We start from the raw sequence: 16,769 nt of genomic DNA on the forward strand, positions 1-16,769 counted from the left end.
ATGCGGGAATGCGGCGCCCCGTAGATCATTTTTCGCGCCGCGCGCTGCGGGCAGCAATCGACGGCCTGCCGCTTCGGAAGACCCCACGATACCGGATCGGCAGCGGGGCGTCGCTTTTGCTGGCGGTCATGCTTTCCGCGCCCGCCATGGCCGGTGAGCCAGCCGCTCTCCCGACGAGCCGCACCGACCTGACGCCGAAGGATCAGGCGCGGGTTCTGGCAGTCACCAGGCCAACGACCGACTTTACCAGGCCCGAACCGTTCGAGCTGATGCAGGGCGGCGCCGGCACGTCGCGGAAGGACGTCAACCGCGATGCCTTTTCGCAATCCTCCGCCAACATCACCTTTGAGGAAGAGGGCAGCTTCAAGCTCGGCAACGCGCTGTTCCGCAAGAACTGGGTGTCGTCGCCATCCTCGACCCAGGCTTCGGACGGGCTCGGCCCGCTGTTCAACGAGCGCGCCTGCCAGAATTGCCATTTGAAGGACGGGCGCGGCCGTCCGCCGGAAGGCGATGCCGGATCGACGTCTATGTTCCTGCGGCTGGCGCGCGACGCCGCCAGCGCCGAGGAAAAGGCCGCGCTTGCCGACCACAAGGTGCTGAACTTTCCCGACTCCATCTATGGCGCGCAACTGCAGGATCTTGCGGTTCCGGGCCTCAAAGGCGAAGGCCGGATACGCGTCGATTACCAGGAGCAAAAAGTGACGCTCGGCGACGGCGCCATTGTTGCGCTGCGCAAGCCAAGCTATTCCGTCGAAAATCTCGGTTACGGCCCACTCGATCCGCGCACCACGCTCTCGCCTCGGCTGACGCCGCCGATGATCGGGCTGGGCCTGATCGAGCAGATCGCGCCGGCCGATATTCTCGCCCATGCCGATGCGGATGACCGCGACGGCGACGGCATTTCGGGCCGGCCGAACATCGTGCGCGACGAACTGAGCGGCGCGGTGACCATGGGCCGCTTCGGCTGGAAGGCGCAGACCGCCTCGATCCGCCAGCAGGCGGCCGATGCCTTTGCCGGCGATATCGGCATCTCCACGCCGGAAATGCCGAAGCATTGGGGCGATTGCACCAAGGCGCAGACGGATTGCCTTGCCATGCCGAGCGGCGTGCAGCAACGCCTCGGCACGGCCGAGGCGCCGCCCCCTGTCATGGACCTCGTCACCTTCTATTCGCAGAATCTGGCCGTGCCGGCGCGGCGCGATCTCGACAAACCTGACGTGCTCGCCGGCAAGAAGCAGTTCTACGAAATGGGCTGCATCTCCTGCCACGCGCCGAAATTCGTCACCATGCGCGGCACACCCAACAAGGCGCAGGCCTTCCAACTGATCTGGCCTTATTCCGACTTCCTGCTGCACGACATGGGCGAGGGCCTTGCCGACGGGCAACGGGTAGGCGAAGCGAGCGGCAGCGAGTGGCGCACCCCGCCGCTCTGGGGTATTGGGCTCACCGCGACAGTCAACGGCAACAGCTTCTATCTGCATGACGGCCGCGCCCGCACGCTTGCCGAGGCGATCCTGTGGCATGGCGGCGAAAGCCAGAAGGCGCGCGGTCGCTTTGCCGGGGCCGCCGCGGCCGATCGTGACGCGCTGATTAAATTCCTGGAGTCGCTTTGATGTCGAAACGCCTGGCCGCCGCCCTTGCCCTTCCGCTTTTCCTGGCGATCTCCCTGCCGGCATCGGCCGCGGTCAAGGCTTCCGATGTCATCGGCCGCGCGATCGATGGTTTCGTCCGCCCGGCCTATTCCAGCCTCGACGAGCATGCGGCGGGCCTGACCAAGGCGATGCACCAGCTCTGCGAAACGCCGTCCGAAAAGAATCTCGAAGCGGCGCGCGCGGCGTTTTCAGGCACGGTGGAGGCCTGGTCGGTGGCCGAGATCATCGCCTTCGGGCCGATCAAGGAGAACAACCGGCTGGAGCGCATGCTTTATTGGCCGGACCGCAAGAGCATCGGCCTGAGGCAAGTGCAGGCCACGCTGGCGTCCAAGGATCCGTCAGCCACCAATCCGGCGCAACTGGCACAAAAGAGTGTCGCCATGCAGGGCCTCGGCGCACTCGAATATGTGCTTTACGGCGACGGCGCCGAAACGCTTGTCGGGAAAGACGATCCTTACCGCTGCGCCTATGGTGAGGCGGTTGCCGGCAATGTCGAAGCGATGGCCGGCGAGGTACGCGATGCCTGGCAAAAGCCCGATGGCTTTGCGTCGCTCTGGGCCAACCCAGGACCGAAGAACCCGCTCTACCGAGACGGCAACGAAGCGGTGACGGAACTGGTCGGTGTCTTTATCAACGAGCTGGACATGATCCGCGACGTGCGGCTGAAAGGTTTTCTCGGCGCCAGGCCCGATGCCGACAAGCCGAAGCAGGCGATCTACTGGCGCTCGCGGAACACGACGGCTTCGCTGGCCGCAAACCTGTCCGGCATCGACCAACTGTTCCAGGCTTCCAAGCTCGGCGACGCGCTGCCAGCCGATGCGCAATGGATGGCCGAATCCATCCACATCCAGCTCAGCAACGGCGTGGCGACGGCGAAGTCGATCGCCGGTCCGATCGACAAGGCGCTCGCGGACCCCGCGCTGCGCGGCAAGCTCGAGCATTTCGCGCTGATAACCTCGAGCCTGTCGACCTTGATCGGCACCAGGATGACCGCCGAGTTCGGCCTGACCGCCGGCTTCTCGTCGCTGGACGGAGACTGATCGATGGCGTGGACAGGTACAAAGCTCATCGATCGCCGCGATTTCCTGCGGGCCGCGGGCGCGGGCTTTGCCGCCGCCATGGCGCCGCGTGCCTGGGCCGACACGCTTGCCGCGGACGCGGTGTTTGCCACGGCCTTCGTCAAGCGTGACGGCAGCTTCGGCGCCGCCGTGCTCTCCGAGGCGGGAAAAATCCTGCATACGGTCGATCTGCCCGATCGCGGCCATGACGTCGCCTTCGATCCGGTGTCGAAGCGTTCGGTGGTCTTCGCCCGTCAGCCCGGCACCTTCGCGGTTGTCTTCGACCAAGCCGGCCGCGACAAGCCCTTGACCATCGCCAGCATCGCCGGCCGGCATTTCTTCGGCCATGGCGTGTTCTCGCCCGACGGCGCCTTGCTCTATGCGACCGAGAACGATTTCGACAATGCGGCAGGTGTCGTCGGTGTCTACGATGCGCGGGAGAAATTCAATCGCATCGGCGAATTCCCGACCTATGGCATGGGACCGCATGAGCTGCTCCTGCTCGGCGATGGCCGCACTTTAGCCATCGCCAATGGCGGCATCGAAACCCATCCCGACTATGGCCGGGCCGAGCTCAACATCGCGACGATGAAGCCGTCCTATACGCTGGTCGACCGCGTCACCGGCGACCTCATCGAAAAACATGAATTGCCGCCGGCGCTGCATCAGCTGTCGATCCGCCACATGGATCGCGACCAGGCGGGCACCGTCTGGTTCGGCTGCCAATATCGCGGGCCGGCGACCGACCGCCCCGCGCTGGTCGGCCGCGCCGCGCGCGGCAAGGACCTCGAGCTCTTGGAGATGCCGCAGGATGTGCTCTCCGGCTTCCGCAATTATATCGGTTCGGTCGCCGCCAATGCCGCCACAGGTACGGTCGCCATCACTTCGCCGGAAGGCAATTCGCTGGCCGTCCTCGACGCCGCCAGCGGACGCGTGGTCGCGACCAGATCGCTGGTCGAGGTCTGCGGCCTCGCGCCCGACGGCGCTGGCTTCATGGCAACGACCGGCGCCGGCGAGATCGTTGGCGGCACCGGCTCGACTCGTTCCGAGCCGGACTATGTCTGGGACAACCACATGCTGCGCATCGCGGTCTCCGCCTGACAACAAGGTCCTGGCGCTGCCGGAAAGCAAAGCCGCTTAACATTTCTCCGCCCTGGCTCTTGCGGCGGCGGCCTATGCCGGGCAGAGGGAATTGTGTTTCGATCCAGTTGATTAATGGCCATATGAAGTTGCCTATATGAAGCTGCTCGCCATCGACTGCGCCGCCAGTCTCTGCGCTGCCTGCGTCTATGATGCAGGCGCGGGGAAGGAGCTTGGCCGTGAGGTGCGCGACCTCGGCAAGGGGCATGCGGAGCATCTGATGGCCGTCATCGAGACAGCCCTGCAAGCCGGCGGGGTCGGTTACCCTGACCTCAACGCTGTTGCCGTCTCGATCGGACCGGGCTCCTTCACCGGCCTGCGCGTCGGCGTATCGGCAGCGCGCGGCCTGGCGCTGGCGCTGAAAATCCCGGCGATCGGCGTGACGACGCTGGAAGCCCTGGCGGCGGAGGCTGCGAATGCGTTTCCCGGGCGCGCGGTGCTTGCCGCGCTCGATGCCGGCCGCGAGGAAATCCATGCGGCGCTCTATGATAAAGCGTTAGTCGAGACTTACGGACCTTCCGTAGCTGCGCTTTCCGATGCAGTGACCATGGCCATCGGCGCCGACGCGGTCCTGGTCGGGACCGCCGCGCCGCAGATTGCCAAGGCGGCGGGTCGTGCCTTCGAAACTGGTCCGGTTGCCGCCACAGCCGACATCGCGACCTATGCCAGGCTGGCCTCGGCCAGGGAACCGGGCGAAAAGCCCAAACCGCTTTATCTGCGCGGCGCCGACGCCAAGCCGCAGGCGGGTTTCATTCTGCCAAGGCAGGACAGGGGAAACGATTCCTGATGCGCATACCGTTCTTTCAGCCGCGCCGCAGGGACTATGCGCTGGAACCGTTGACGGTCGCCGACAGCGCCGCTGTTTCGGTGCTGCATCGCGAGGATTTCGTGCGGCCCTGGACCGACGGCGAATTCGCAGCACTTCTCGAGCAGGACACGGTCTTCGGCTATGCCGCGCGTGAGACCGGCCAAGGCTCCAAGCCGCCGGTCGGCTTCGTGCTCGCGCGGCTGGCGGCCGGCGAGGGCGAGATCCTGACCTTGGCCGTCGCCCGCACGCATCGCCGCCAGGGGCTCGGCTGGCAATTGATGGACGCGGTGCTGCGCGAATTGCATACGCAGCGCGCCGCGGCGCTCTTCCTCGAGGTCGACGAGACCAACACGCCGGCGATCGGGCTTTACCGCAGGCTCGGCTTCCGCCAGGTCGGCCATCGGCCGAACTATTATCGCTCGACCGAGCACGGCCCGACCGGCGCGCTTGTCATGCGCCGCGATCTTCGCTAGCCAGTCCGCGCGATAGGGCCGGAGCGAATGATCAAGAAATTGCGGATTTTCCTGGCGCTCGCCTATGTCGTCGTCTGTTCGCTGGTGCTGGTGCCGCTGCAGATGCTGTCGATGAAGACGGGGCTGTGGCCCGAAACCTTCATTCTCAAAATCTGGCACAGCATGATCCTGCGGGCGCTCGGCATGCGGGTGCATGTTAAGGGCGCGCTGGCCAGGGAACGTCCGCTGCTTGTCGCGGCCAACCACATTTCCTGGACCGACATCATGGTGCTCGGCTCCTTCGTCGATGTGAAATTCATCGCCCGGGCCGACATGAAGGGCTGGCCGCTGATCGGCATGCTGTCCAAGCTGCAGCGCACCGTCTACATCGAGCGCGAGCGCAAGCGCACTTCCGGCGACCAAGCAAGCCAGATTGCCAGGCGCATGGCCAAGGGCGATGCCATGGTGCTGTTCGCCGAAGGCTCGACCGGCGACGGCAACCTCGTGCTGCCGTTCAAGAGCACGCTGTTCGGCGCGGCCTCCATGGCGATTTCGGAAGGGGCGGCCGAACAGGTCTTCATCCAGCCCGTGGCGATCGCCTACACGCGACTGCACGGCATGCCCATGGGGCGCCGCCATCGGCCGATGACCGCCTGGATCGGCGACCAGGATCTGATGCCGCACCTGAAAACCTTGCTTGCCGAAGGGGCGATCGATGCCGAGGTGCATTTCGGCGAGCCGGTGCCGTTCTCCAAGGGTTCGAACCGCAAGGAGACGGCAAGGTTGATGGAAGCCAAGGTGCGCGAGATGATGCAGGCCATCCTCGCCGACCCGGCAAAGAGCCGCTGATTGGTATGTCGCCCAAGGGCCTGTAGCGATTTTGGAACAAGGCGGCGCGACGCGCCGCGGGCAGAATCGTCTGTTTTTTGTCACGGAAAGGCGCTAGAAGCCGCCCGATGGAATTGAACACGATTGAAAGCCACGGCATCGGCACTGCGGCCGAGCACTCGCCCGGCACTGTCCGCACGGCGAAAAAGGTCTTCGTCAAGACCTATGGCTGCCAGATGAATGTCTACGATTCCCAGCGCATGACCGATGCGCTGGCCGCCGACGGCTATGTCGCCACCGACGCCGTCGAAGACGCCGATCTGGTGCTGCTCAACACATGCCATATCCGCGAAAAGGCGGCGGAAAAGGTCTATTCCGAGCTTGGCCGCATCCGCGACATGAAAGCCGAACGCGCCGTGGCCGGCCGCGAGCTCTTGATCGGCGTCGCCGGCTGCGTGGCGCAGGCCGAAGGCGCCGAGATCATCCGCCGTGCGCCGGCGGTCGATCTGGTCATCGGCCCGCAGACCTATCACCGGCTGCTGGATGTGCTGGCGCGGGTCCGCGGCGGCGAAAAGATCGTCGAGACCGAATACGCCATCGAGGACAAGTTCGAGCATCTACCGCAGCCCAAGCGCGCCGAATTGGCAAAGCGCGGCGTCACCGCCTTCCTGACGGTGCAGGAGGGGTGCGACAAGTTCTGCACCTTCTGCGTCGTGCCTTATACGCGCGGCTCCGAGGTTTCGCGGCCGGTGGCGCAGATCGTCGCCGAGGCCGAGCGTCTGGCCGAGGCCGGCGTGCGCGAGGTGACGCTGCTCGGCCAGAACGTCAACGCCTGGCATGGTGTCGGCGAAAATGGCAAGGAATGGGGGCTCGGCCGCCTGCTGTTCCGCCTGGCGGAAATCCCCGGCCTGGCGCGACTGCGCTACACCACCAGCCATCCGCGCGACATGGACGACGAACTGATCGCCGCGCATCGCGATCTGCCGGCGCTGATGCCCTATCTGCATCTGCCGGTGCAGTCCGGCTCGGATCGCATTCTCAAGGCGATGAACCGTAGGCATACGGCGCGCGACTATCTCGCGCTTATCGAGCGCATCCGCGCCGCCCGAACCGACATCGCCATGTCCGGCGACTTCATCGTCGGTTTCCCCGGCGAGACCGATGCTGACTTCGAAGCGACGCTGCAGTTGGTGCGCGAAGTGAACTATGCCTCGGCTTTCTCGTTCAAATATTCGCCTCGCCCCGGCACGCCGGGCGCTGAGATGAGCGACCACGTGGCCGAGGCGGTCAAGGACGAGCGGCTACAGCGGCTGCAGGCCCTACTTTTGAGGCAGCAGCAGGATTTCGGCTCGAGCCTGGTCGGCAAGACCATCGGCACGCTGATCGAGAAGCCTGGCCGACAGGCCGGCCAGAAAGTAGGCCGTTCACCGTGGCTGCAGCCGGTTATTGTTGACGACAAGGCCGGCGGAATCGGTGACATTATCGACGTACGAATCACAAGGACGGGCTACAACAGCCTGTTCGCCGAATTGGTCTGACGACCTCGGCAGATGAGGAGAGACGGTTGAGCGCTGCTGAACTGAAGAATCCGCCCCAGAACCAGGCGTCCGGGGCTTCCGACATGGCGCACATCGTACTGACCTTCGACAACAACAAGCTAGCCAGCGCCCTTTACGGCCAGTTCGATGAGAACCTCGCCCGGCTCGAGCAGAAGCTCGGCGTCGACATCCGCTCGCGCGGCAATCAGCTGACGATCAAGGGCTCCGCCGCCGCCGCCGAACAGGCGCGCCGCGCGCTGGACACCCTCTACGGCATCCTGCAGAAGGGCGTCGACATTGGCCAGTCGGATGTCGACGGCGCCGTGCGCATGGCGATTGCCGCCGACGACCAGCTGACCCTGCCGACGATGGAGCGCAAGGGCAAGGTTTCGGCCGCCCAGATCGCGACGCGCAAGAAGACGATCTATGCCCGCTCGCTCAATCAGGATGCCTATATGCGGGCGCTTGAACGCTCCGAAATGGTGTTCGGCATCGGTCCCGCCGGCACCGGCAAGACCTATCTGGCGGTGGCGCATGCGGCGATGCTGCTGGAACGCGGCATGGTCGAGCGCATCATCCTGTCGCGTCCGGCCGTCGAGGCCGGCGAGCGGCTGGGCTTCCTGCCCGGCGACATGAAGGAGAAGGTGGACCCGTATCTCAGGCCTCTCTACGACGCGCTCTACGACATGATGCCGGCCGACAAGGTCGAGCGGGCGATCGCCGCCGAAGTGATCGAGATCGCGCCCTTGGCCTTCATGCGCGGCCGCACGCTGGCGCATGCGGCGGTGATCCTCGACGAGGCGCAGAACACCACGCCGATGCAGATGAAGATGTTCCTGACCCGTCTCGGCGAGAACTCCCGCATGATCGTCACCGGCGATCCGACCCAGATCGACCTTCCGCCCAACACCAAGTCGGGTCTGGTCGAGGCGCTGCGCGTCCTCGACGGCGTGCCCGGCATCGTCACCGTCCGCTTCAACGAGGGCGATGTGGTGCGCCACCCGCTGGTCGCCGAGATCGTCAAGGCCTATGACCGCGACGGCAAGCTGGCGCGAGGCTTGGGCGCCGAAAGCTGACCATAGGCCCTATGGCTCAGAAGCCGGAATTTGGCGGCGAAGCGCCGGTCGATATCGATATTTTCGTCGAGGCAGGCGCTTGGCCCGCGGAAGCCGAACTGACGCGTCTCGTCGATCGCGCCGTTGCAGCCGCTTTTGCCGAAACCGACGCGGGCGGCGCCTCCGAGCTCAGCGTCGTCTTTTCCGACGACGCCCATATCCGGACGCTCAATGCCGAGTGGCGCGGCAAGGACAAGCCCACCAACGTCCTGTCTTTCCCGGCTTTTTCCTTTCCGAAAGGCGGCAAGCTGCCGCCGATGCTGGGCGACATCGTGCTGGCTTCCGAGACGGTGGCGCGCGAGGCCGCTCTGGAAGACAAGCCGATTGAAAACCATATCACCCATCTCGTTATCCATGGCCTGCTGCATCTTTTGGGCCATGATCACGAGACCGACGCCGAGGCGGAGGAGATGGAAGCGATCGAGCGCGCGGCGCTTGCGAGGCTTGCCATTCCCGATCCCTACGCGTAACAAAAAAGCTCAATTGACCCGATGGCGATGAACGACACACCAGAAACTGCCGCCCGTCCGGACGCCGGCAGTGCTGCCAAGCCTTCCGAAAAGACGGAAGAGGGCTCCAGTCCGAGTATTCCCGCCGGCAGCGCGGCCGCAGAGCCGACGCATGCCGGTCCTTCGCTCTTCGACCGCGTGCTCGGCCTGTTCCGGCACCGCAACGGCACCAGCCTGCGCGAAGAGATTGCCGGCGCGCTCGCGGAAACGGCGACCGATGCCGGCGCCTTCTCGCCCGGCGAACGCGCCATGCTCAACAACATCCTTCGCCTGCGCGAAGTCCGGGTCGAGGATGTCATGGTGCCGCGCGCCGATATCGAGGCGGTCGAGATCAACACGACGCTTGGCGATCTGCTCGGCCTGTTCGAGCAGTCCGGCCATTCGCGCATGCCGGTGTATTCCGAGACGCTGGACGATCCGCGTGGCATGGTCCACATCCGCGACGTGCTCGCCCACATCACCAAGCTCGCTCGCGTCAAGAAGGGCCGCAGCAGAGCGAAGACGCCGGCGTCGACCGCGCTCGACCTTGCCCAGGTCGACCTTGCGCGTACCATCGGCGATCTCAGCCTGATCCGCCCGGTGCTGTTCGTGCCACCCTCCATGCTTGCCTCCGACCTGATGGGGCGCATGCAGACGAACCGCACGCAGATGGCGCTGGTCATCGACGAGTATGGCGGCACCGACGGTCTCGCCTCGCTGGAGGATATCGTCGAGATGGTGGTCGGCGACATCGAGGACGAGCATGACGATGACGAGCCGATGGTCACGCAGACCGGCGACGGCGTCTTCGTCGTCGACGGCAAGGCCGAGATCGACGAGGTCGCCAAGATGATCGGCGAGGATTTCGCCGCCGGCGAGCATGGCGAATATGTCGACACGATCGGCGGCATGATCTTCAACACGCTCGGCCGCGTCCCGGCCAGGGGCGAAGTCGTGCAGGCCATTCCCGGCTTCGAGTTCCACGTGCTCGACGCCGACCCGCGCCGCGTCAAGCGCGTGCGCATCGTGCAGAGCCAGAAGGGCGAGCGCCAGCGCCGCCGCGCGGCCCGCACCGAACAGGCCTGATATCGCGGTCCGATGGCGATAGACGATCCGTTCAAGCACGCGGTTCTGGGTTCGGGTGTTTTCTACAAGGATCCACGCGCGGCATTGATCTGGCTGCAGGCGGCCTTCGGCTTCGAGCCGAGCATGCTGGTGAGCGATGCCGAGGGTCGGCTGGTGCATGCCGAAATGCGTTTTGGCGACGGCTATATCATCGTCGATTCCGAATGGGATGAGCATATCGCCAGCCCGGCCTCCGTCGGCGGCAAGAACACGCAGGCCGTCTATGTGCGCCTGCAGCAAGATATCGACGCGCATTGCGAGCAAGCGCGCGCGGCGGGCGCGCAGATCGTCGAGGAGCCCGCCGACCATTTCTACGGCGAGCGCCAATACCGCGCTCGTGACCTCGAAGGTCATGTCTGGACATTCACCCGCACCGTGCGCGTTGTCCCCAAGGACGAGGCTGAGCGACTGAGTGGCCTGCGCATCCAGGGCTGGCACCGCTGAGCTTTTGCAACCAAGCGGAACCGCTTGGCGTTGCGGAAATGCGGCTAAACAAAGGGCTATGGCGGGATTCCCGCGATAGCGCGACCGTGTGTCAGGCCGCGCTTATCTGGGTTTGGAACGCCGGGCCCAGCCTGTTAAACCTCTAGCTCCCTGATTCGCGCGACTTGGGAAGCTGGATGCAGCGCTTTGCCGGCCGGATAATTCTGCTGTGGGGGTGGCGGCGGGCGCTGGTGGCGTTTGCCGCCGGAGCGCTGGCGGTGCTTGCCCAGGCGCCTTACGATTTCTTCGCCGTCTGCTTCGTTTCGTTCCCGGTCCTCATCTGGCTGCTCGACGGCGCCACCGGCGAGGCTTCCGATGGCTGGTTCCGGCGCCTGCGGCCGGCTTTCGCAACAGGCTGGTGGTTCGGCTTCGGCTACTTCCTCGCCGGTCTCTGGTGGATCGGCCAGGCCTTGCTGGTCGAGGCCGACAATTTCGCCTGGGCCTTGCCCTTCGCTGTCGTCGGCATCCCCTTCGCGCTGGCCTTTTTCTACGGCTTTGCCACCGTGGTGGCGCGGCTGTTCTGGAGCAGCGATATCGGCCGCATCGCCGCCCTTGCCTTCGGGTTCGGCCTTGCCGAATGGTTGCGCGACTTCCTCTTCACCGGCTTTCCCTGGAACGCCGTCGGCTACGCGGCGATGCCGGTGCCGCTTCTGATGCAGAGCGTGTCGGTGACCGGCATGATCGGCATGAACGCGCTCGCGGTCTTCCTGTTTTCGCTGCCGGCGCTGGTCGCGGCGCGCCGGCATCTGAGGCTGGGCGTTGCCCTGTTCGTCGTCCTCGCCGCCGCCCATGTCGGCTTCGGCTATTTCAGGCTCGCCATGCCCGCCGAGCCGGCGACACGATCCATCGACGTCCGCATCGTCCAGCCCGCGGTCGACCTCAGCGAAAAGTGGGACGCCTCGGTGCGCGACCGCATCTTCGCGACTTTGCTGGGGATATCGGGGAAAGCACCCGAAGAAAGTCACGCCAAGCCCCAGCTCATTCTGTGGCCGGAGACATCGGTGCCGTTTCTCTTCACCGAGCGTCCGGACGCGCTGACGGCACTGGGCGACATGCTGGCCGACGGCCAGATGCTGATTGCCGGTGTCGTGCGCGAGGAGGGCGGATCGGCGAATGCCGGCAGCCGTTATTACAATTCCGTGGTGGCGATCAACGACAAGGGCGAGATCGTCGATGCCGTCGACAAGGTGCATCTGGTGCCCTTCGGCGAATATCTGCCCTTCGCCGACCTGTTCGAACGCTTCGGCATAGGCCAGCTCGTCGCCGGACCGATGAATTTCGCCGCCGGCAACGAGCGCCATCCGATCGCCGTGCCGGGCGGCCTGCGTGCCGCGCCGTTCATCTGCTACGAGGTTATCTTTCCCGATCTCGTCGCCGCCGACTCTGCGTCATCTGACGTAATCGTGAACGTCACCAACGACGCCTGGTTTGGCGACACGCCAGGCCCGTATCAGCACTTCAGGCAGGCGCAGATTCGGGCAGTGGAGAATGGATTGCCGCTGCTGCGCGCGGCCAACAACGGCATCTCCGCAGTCGTCGATTCGCGCGGGCGCATTGTCGACGCGCTTGCCGTCGACGCGCGCGGCGCCATCGACGCGCATGTGCCGGTTTCTGGGCGCGCCCTCCTGTCTGCGAAACAGCGGCGCATTAACGGATTGCTGATCATGTTGCTGTTAGCGCTGATTGCCCTCACATTGAATGTAAGGCAGCGGCTACGGGTGAATTGACAGTCGGCACATTAGAAACTCATACTGTAACGCCTAAAATTTTCTCGAAGTCGGTTGGAGGGTTCTGTTGGGGCAGGTGGCTCCGGCTTCATATGGGCGGAACAAAATAGAAAAAGCCGGAAAAATTCGGCGAGGAAAAAATGACAGAAGAGAACAAGAAGAAGCCGAATCCGATCGACATCCATGTCGGGAGTCGCATCCGGCTGCGTCGCAATATGCTTGGAATGAGCCAGGAAAAGCTGGGTGAAAATCTCGGCATCACCTTTCAGCAGATCCAGAAGTACGAAAAGGGCACGAACAGGGTTGGCGCCAGCCGTCTGCAGGCGATCGCCTCCATCCTGAGCGTTCCTGTCGCCTTCTTCTTCGAGGATGCCCCGGGCGAGGAGGCCGGCGCCGGCAATCGAGGATTTGCGGAAGACTCCTCGATGGCGTTCGCCATCGAATTCTGCGGCAGTCCCGAGGGGCTTCAGCTCAACCGGGCTTTCGTCAAGATCGGCGACGTCAAGGTGCGCCGCCGGATCATCGATCTGGTCAAGGCGCTCTCCGCGGAAGACGCCGATTGATTTTATCTATGCCACCGGCGGCGCTCTGCCGCCGGTGGCATAGCCGGCCTTACCTACATTCATGCCAGATCCGTCGCGCCGCTTGACGAGCGGCGCCCGGCACCGCTAACACGTGGCGCGCCAAAATCGGCAGCCTGCCGATCTTTTTTCAAGAGGGGACACCCGTGACGCGGCAGAATTATCTCTTCACCTCGGAATCCGTCTCCGAGGGTCATCCCGACAAAGTTTGTGACCGCATCTCGGACGAGATCGTCGATCTGGTCTATCGCGAAGCCAAGAAGACGGGCATGGATCCGTGGAAGGTGCGCGTCGCCTGCGAGACACTGGCCACCACCAACCGCGTCGTCATCGCCGGCGAGGTCCGCGTCCCCGACACGCTTTTGAAGAAGGACAAGGCGGGCAACGTCCTCAAGGATGCATCCGGCCACCCTGTGGTCAACCCGGCCAAGTTCAAGTCGGTTGCCCGCAAGGCGATCCGCGAGATCGGCTACGAGCAATCCGGCTTCCACTGGAAGACCGCCAAGATCGACGTGCTGCTGCATGGCCAGTCGCCCGACATCGGCCAGGGCGTCGACAATGCCGCCGACCGCCAGGGCGAGGAAGGCGCGGGCGACCAGGGCATCATGTTCGGCTACGCCTGCCGCGAGACGCCCGACCTCATGCCGGCGCCGATCTATTACAGCCACAAGATTCTCGAACTGCTGGCGGCGGCACGCCATGAAGGCAATGGCGAGGCGGGCAAGCTCGGCCCGGACGCCAAGAGCCAGGTCACCGTGCGCTATGCCGACGGCAAGGCGGCGGAAGTCACGCAGATCGTGCTCTCCACCCAGCATCTCGATACGAGCTGGGACTCCAAGAAGGTCCGCAAGGTGGTCGAGCCCTATATCCGCGAGGCGCTTGGCGACCTGAAGATCGCCGAGGACTGCAACTGGTACATCAACCCGACCGGCAAGTTCGTCATCGGCGGGCCTGACGGCGATGCCGGCCTCACCGGCCGCAAGATCATCGTCGACACCTATGGTGGCGCGGCGCCCCATGGCGGCGGCGCCTTCTCGGGCAAGGACACCACCAAGGTCGACCGCTCGGCCGCCTATGCGGCGCGCTACCTTGCCAAGAACGTGGTGGCGGCCAAGCTTGCCGACCGCTGCACCATCCAGCTCTCCTACGCCATCGGCGTCGCCCAGCCGCTGTCGGTCTATGTCGACCTGCACGGCACCGGCAAGGTGGACGAATCGAAGCTCGAGGATGCGCTGCGCAAGGTCATGGACCTGTCGCCGTCGGGCATCCGCCGTCATCTCGACCTCAACAAGCCGATCTATGCAAAAACCTCGTCCTACGGCCATTTCGGCCGCAAGGCCGGTCGCGACGGCTCCTTCTCCTGGGAAAAGACCGATCTCGCCAAGGCGCTCAAGGACGCCGTCGCCGCCTGACGCCAGCGGACGCAAAGGACAGGCCGAGCCGGGCGACCGAAGGCTTCTTCGGTCGCCGGCACGGCAAGACTATACGCCCGCAGCAGGCGATCGCCCTCGAAGGCGGCCTGCGCGAATACCGGGTCGACCTGACGGCGCAAGCGCCGGCTGATCTCAGGACCTTGTTCAAGGCACAGGTTTCGGCGCTCCAGCTGGAAATCGGCTTCGGCGGCGGTGAGCATCTGTTGCATCGCGCCGCGGAAGCGCCGGCAACCGGCTTCATCGGCGTCGAACCCTTCGTCAACGGCATGGCCAAGATGATGACGGCGCTTGGCAAGACGCCGCTTGCCAATCTGAGAGTCTATGACGACGACGCCACGCGCCTGCTCGACTGGCTACCGGAAGCCTCGCTCGACGGCATCGATCTGCTCTATCCCGATCCATGGCCCAAGAAGAAGCATTGGAAGCGACGCTTCGTCGGCGCCGCCAATCTCGGCCGCTTCGCCCGGGTGCTGAAAGCGGGCGGCAGGTTCCGCTTCGCCTCCGACATCGACAGCTATGTGAACTGGACGCTGCTTGCCTGCCGCGCCAGCGGCACCTTTGAATGGCAGGTGCGGGATGCCGCCGATTGGCACCGGCCCTATGAAGGTTGGCCCGGCACGCGCTATGAGGCCAAGGCCATCCGCGAGGGGCGGCGACCCGCCTATCTGACGTTCATCCGGAAGTAATCGGCGATCTGTATTGCACATAGCGCTACAGATCGCTGCATTGCAGGCAGGAGGCAGCTATGGCCGCCTCGGTTGAACGCAAGGAATATCCGATCTCGATGCGCCTGCCGGAAGCGGACGTGGCGATGATCGATCGTGCCGCCACTCCGCGCGGCCGGTCCCGCACGGATTTCGTGCGCGATGCCGCCGTGCGCGCGGCCGAGGATGTGCTGATGGATAACCGTCCTGTCCGCATGAGCCCGGAAGGGTTCGCGGAGTTCATGGAGGTTCTGTCGGCCCCGGCCGCGCCGGTCCCCGACATGGTGGAATTGGCAAAGCGGTCAGCGCCTTGGGAAGCTGGTTATACGACGAAGCGCTGACTGGTGGTCTTATCGGCGCCCGAACCGCTTACGGCAGCTCACGGCGTGTCCGGATTCTCCTGTGGGAAGCCTGCGCTTGATCACTGGCTGAAAACTCACGCGTTTTCCAATCAGGAGAAGGGCTTCACGGCCGTTCTCGTCGTCCACGAAGCCGGCCGCGTGATTGGATATTACGGTTTGGCGCCGACGGCCGTCGTGCCTTCGATCCTGCCCCGGTCAGTCCGCACGGGCAACCGCCCGACCCGGTGCCGTGCCTGCTCCTCGGCCAGCTTGCGACCGATACCGGTTGGGCTGGGCGCGGCATCGGCACCGGCTTGGTAAAGCATGCCCTTCAGCGCTGCGTTCAGGCGGCGGAACTGATCGGAGGGCGTGCGCTGATGATCATTGCAGTCGATGTGGAAGCGGCGCAGTTCTGGCAGCGCGGGGGATTTCTCCCGACGAGAGACGATCCGCTCACCTTATTTCGTTCGATCGCGGCAATCGCCGCGTCGCTGGTGGACGCCCACCGCCATTCAGCGAGATGTTGACGGTCGGGCTTCCGTTTATGAGGCTAGAAGTGGCCTATCCGATCGAAAGCGGCCGGATCGATGCCGAGCTTCTTCAGGGCGCTGCGGCGCGGCTTGCGCTCGGCCTCGACGGCTCGCGCCGCCGTTGCCGCGCTGCCGAATGTGTTGAAGAAATCGCCGATGACGAAAAACAATCCACGGTCCATATGATCAGCTTCACGCGCCACCGCGCGTCCTTTCTTTTGCACTGCAACCTAGATGGTGACGACAGTCGGTTCACAAAGGGCTGCATGGCCGCCATGCGCGGCGCGCAACGCAGGCAGTCCAGGCGGGTTCTTGACGAACCATTTTGGTTCCATCACATTCAGAGTGAACCAGAATGGAGACAGGATGATGAGTGCCTTTACCGTGCGGCTTCCTGATGAGACCGTGGCCAAGCTCGACCAATTGGCCGAAAAGGTGGATCGCTCCCGTTCCTACGTCGCTGCTCAAGCGATCGAAGACTATGTCGCCAGGGAAGAATGGCAGCTTGCCGAGATCGAGGCCGGCCTTGATGAAGCCGATCGAGGAGAATTTGCAAGTGAGAAGGATTTGGCCGGCGTCATAGCGAAATACGTCAAGTCCGAACGATGAAGCGGATCCGCTGGACCCAGCGCGCCGTGCGCCGTCTCGACCAGATTGGCGCTTTCATCGAAAAGGACAATCCAACAGCCGCGGCGAGGGTTGTTGCCCGCATCGTTTCCTCCGCGGACAATCTCGCCGAGCAACCCGCCATGGGGCGGGTCGGGCG

Annotated in this window: 19 protein-coding genes and 1 pseudogene; all 20 read left to right on the forward strand. The window is 64.5% G+C overall.

Features of this window, described 5'->3' with window-relative positions:
* The first annotated feature begins 8 nt into the window (after nucleotides 1-8).
* Complete coding sequence (locus tag FJ424_RS29055; RefSeq protein ID WP_140656184.1) at nucleotides 9-1,613, forward strand: di-heme oxidoredictase family protein; 1,605 nt, start codon at nucleotides 9-11, stop codon at nucleotides 1,611-1,613.
* Nucleotides 1,613-2,692, forward strand: coding sequence for an imelysin family protein (locus tag FJ424_RS29060; protein ID WP_140656187.1), 1,080 nt, complete (start codon nucleotides 1,613-1,615; stop codon nucleotides 2,690-2,692). Before FJ424_RS29055 ends, FJ424_RS29060 begins: the two co-directional genes overlap by 1 nt.
* Before the next feature lie 3 nt (nucleotides 2,693-2,695).
* Nucleotides 2,696-3,811, forward strand: coding sequence for a DUF1513 domain-containing protein (locus FJ424_RS29065; protein ID WP_140656190.1), 1,116 nt, complete (start codon nucleotides 2,696-2,698; stop codon nucleotides 3,809-3,811).
* Nucleotides 3,812-3,947: 136 nt separating this feature from the next.
* A complete protein-coding gene (gene tsaB / locus FJ424_RS29070; RefSeq protein WP_140656193.1) occupies nucleotides 3,948-4,637 on the forward strand; it encodes a tRNA (adenosine(37)-N6)-threonylcarbamoyltransferase complex dimerization subunit type 1 TsaB in 690 nt (229 codons plus the stop codon).
* Entirely contained in the window at nucleotides 4,637-5,131 is a 495-nt protein-coding gene (locus tag FJ424_RS29075) for an N-acetyltransferase (protein WP_140645353.1), read from the forward strand. The genes tsaB and FJ424_RS29075 overlap by 1 nt, the downstream gene beginning before the upstream one ends.
* A gap of 27 nt (nucleotides 5,132-5,158) precedes the next feature.
* Nucleotides 5,159-5,959, forward strand: coding sequence for a lysophospholipid acyltransferase family protein (locus tag FJ424_RS29080; RefSeq protein WP_140656196.1), 801 nt, complete (start codon nucleotides 5,159-5,161; stop codon nucleotides 5,957-5,959).
* 107 nt (nucleotides 5,960-6,066) lie between these two features.
* On the forward strand, nucleotides 6,067-7,476 hold the full coding sequence (gene miaB, locus FJ424_RS29085; RefSeq protein ID WP_140656198.1) for a tRNA (N6-isopentenyl adenosine(37)-C2)-methylthiotransferase MiaB: 1,410 nt from the start codon (nucleotides 6,067-6,069) through the stop codon (nucleotides 7,474-7,476).
* An 83-nt stretch (nucleotides 7,477-7,559) separates the two neighbouring features.
* Nucleotides 7,560-8,552: a PhoH family protein gene (locus FJ424_RS29090; protein ID WP_226892268.1), complete on the forward strand. Its 993-nt coding sequence runs from the start codon at nucleotides 7,560-7,562 to the stop codon at nucleotides 8,550-8,552.
* Between the two features lie 11 nt (nucleotides 8,553-8,563).
* The gene (gene ybeY, locus FJ424_RS29095) at nucleotides 8,564-9,061 is read left to right on the forward strand and encodes an rRNA maturation RNase YbeY (RefSeq protein ID WP_140656201.1); all 498 of its coding nucleotides are present in this window, start codon (nucleotides 8,564-8,566) and stop codon (nucleotides 9,059-9,061) included.
* A gap of 27 nt (nucleotides 9,062-9,088) precedes the next feature.
* Nucleotides 9,089-10,165, forward strand: a complete 1,077-nt coding sequence (locus tag FJ424_RS29100; RefSeq protein ID WP_140656203.1) for a hemolysin family protein — start codon at nucleotides 9,089-9,091, stop codon at nucleotides 10,163-10,165.
* Nucleotides 10,166-10,177: 12 nt separating this feature from the next.
* Nucleotides 10,178-10,648 carry a VOC family protein gene (locus FJ424_RS29105; protein ID WP_140656206.1) on the forward strand — a complete coding sequence of 157 codons (471 nt, stop codon included), beginning with the start codon at nucleotides 10,178-10,180 and terminating at the stop codon, nucleotides 10,646-10,648.
* Nucleotides 10,649-10,824: 176 nt separating this feature from the next.
* Complete coding sequence (gene lnt / locus FJ424_RS29110) at nucleotides 10,825-12,414, forward strand: apolipoprotein N-acyltransferase (RefSeq protein ID WP_140656209.1); 1,590 nt, start codon at nucleotides 10,825-10,827, stop codon at nucleotides 12,412-12,414.
* Nucleotides 12,415-12,554: 140 nt separating this feature from the next.
* Complete coding sequence (locus tag FJ424_RS29115; protein WP_140656212.1) at nucleotides 12,555-12,977, forward strand: helix-turn-helix transcriptional regulator; 423 nt, start codon at nucleotides 12,555-12,557, stop codon at nucleotides 12,975-12,977.
* A gap of 164 nt (nucleotides 12,978-13,141) precedes the next feature.
* Nucleotides 13,142-14,407, forward strand: coding sequence for a methionine adenosyltransferase (gene metK, locus FJ424_RS29120; RefSeq protein WP_140645344.1), 1,266 nt, complete (start codon nucleotides 13,142-13,144; stop codon nucleotides 14,405-14,407).
* Nucleotides 14,404-15,114, forward strand: coding sequence for a tRNA (guanine(46)-N(7))-methyltransferase TrmB (locus FJ424_RS29125; RefSeq protein WP_140656215.1), 711 nt, complete (start codon nucleotides 14,404-14,406; stop codon nucleotides 15,112-15,114). The genes metK and FJ424_RS29125 overlap by 4 nt, the downstream gene beginning before the upstream one ends.
* A gap of 59 nt (nucleotides 15,115-15,173) precedes the next feature.
* The gene (locus tag FJ424_RS29130) at nucleotides 15,174-15,473 is read left to right on the forward strand and encodes a DUF1778 domain-containing protein (protein WP_140656219.1); all 300 of its coding nucleotides are present in this window, start codon (nucleotides 15,174-15,176) and stop codon (nucleotides 15,471-15,473) included.
* A gap of 3 nt (nucleotides 15,474-15,476) precedes the next feature.
* A pseudogene (locus FJ424_RS29135) lies at nucleotides 15,477-16,000 on the forward strand (GNAT family N-acetyltransferase).
* A 29-nt stretch (nucleotides 16,001-16,029) separates the two neighbouring features.
* The gene (locus tag FJ424_RS33730; RefSeq protein ID WP_181182105.1) at nucleotides 16,030-16,401 is read left to right on the forward strand and encodes a hypothetical protein; all 372 of its coding nucleotides are present in this window, start codon (nucleotides 16,030-16,032) and stop codon (nucleotides 16,399-16,401) included.
* Complete coding sequence (locus FJ424_RS29145; protein ID WP_176476948.1) at nucleotides 16,370-16,612, forward strand: CopG family ribbon-helix-helix protein; 243 nt, start codon at nucleotides 16,370-16,372, stop codon at nucleotides 16,610-16,612. Before FJ424_RS33730 ends, FJ424_RS29145 begins: the two co-directional genes overlap by 32 nt.
* Nucleotides 16,609-16,769, forward strand: a 161-nt coding sequence (locus tag FJ424_RS29150) for a type II toxin-antitoxin system RelE/ParE family toxin (RefSeq protein WP_140786389.1), incomplete at its 3' end; no start/stop codon positions are given. The genes FJ424_RS29145 and FJ424_RS29150, both read left to right, overlap by 4 nt.

Origin of the sequence: Mesorhizobium sp. B3-1-8 (assembly GCF_006439495.1) — a bacterium.
Taxonomy (GTDB): Bacteria; Pseudomonadota; Alphaproteobacteria; order Rhizobiales; family Rhizobiaceae; genus Mesorhizobium.

What these genes read in the sequence shown, in the direction of transcription:
- ybeY (WP_140656201.1), top strand. Translation starts at nt 8,564, where the DNA reads ATGGCTCAGAAGCCGGAATTTGGCGGCGAAGCGCCGGTCGATATCGAT.
- FJ424_RS29055 (WP_140656184.1), top strand. Translation starts at nt 9, where the DNA reads ATGCGGCGCCCCGTAGATCATTTTTCGCGCCGCGCGCTGCGGGCAGCA.
- FJ424_RS29145 (WP_176476948.1), top strand. Translation starts at nt 16,370, where the DNA reads ATGATGAGTGCCTTTACCGTGCGGCTTCCTGATGAGACCGTGGCCAAG.
- tsaB (WP_140656193.1), top strand. Translation starts at nt 3,948, where the DNA reads ATGAAGCTGCTCGCCATCGACTGCGCCGCCAGTCTCTGCGCTGCCTGC.
- FJ424_RS29060 (WP_140656187.1), top strand. Translation starts at nt 1,613, where the DNA reads ATGTCGAAACGCCTGGCCGCCGCCCTTGCCCTTCCGCTTTTCCTGGCG.
- FJ424_RS29080 (WP_140656196.1), top strand. Translation starts at nt 5,159, where the DNA reads ATGATCAAGAAATTGCGGATTTTCCTGGCGCTCGCCTATGTCGTCGTC.
- FJ424_RS29105 (WP_140656206.1), top strand. Translation starts at nt 10,178, where the DNA reads ATGGCGATAGACGATCCGTTCAAGCACGCGGTTCTGGGTTCGGGTGTT.
- FJ424_RS29065 (WP_140656190.1), top strand. Translation starts at nt 2,696, where the DNA reads ATGGCGTGGACAGGTACAAAGCTCATCGATCGCCGCGATTTCCTGCGG.
- FJ424_RS29090 (WP_226892268.1), top strand. Translation starts at nt 7,560, where the DNA reads ATGGCGCACATCGTACTGACCTTCGACAACAACAAGCTAGCCAGCGCC.
- FJ424_RS29115 (WP_140656212.1), top strand. Translation starts at nt 12,555, where the DNA reads ATGACAGAAGAGAACAAGAAGAAGCCGAATCCGATCGACATCCATGTC.
- FJ424_RS29075 (WP_140645353.1), top strand. Translation starts at nt 4,637, where the DNA reads ATGCGCATACCGTTCTTTCAGCCGCGCCGCAGGGACTATGCGCTGGAA.
- FJ424_RS29130 (WP_140656219.1), top strand. Translation starts at nt 15,174, where the DNA reads ATGGCCGCCTCGGTTGAACGCAAGGAATATCCGATCTCGATGCGCCTG.
- lnt (WP_140656209.1), top strand. Translation starts at nt 10,825, where the DNA reads ATGCAGCGCTTTGCCGGCCGGATAATTCTGCTGTGGGGGTGGCGGCGG.
- miaB (WP_140656198.1), top strand. Translation starts at nt 6,067, where the DNA reads ATGGAATTGAACACGATTGAAAGCCACGGCATCGGCACTGCGGCCGAG.
- FJ424_RS29100 (WP_140656203.1), top strand. Translation starts at nt 9,089, where the DNA reads ATGAACGACACACCAGAAACTGCCGCCCGTCCGGACGCCGGCAGTGCT.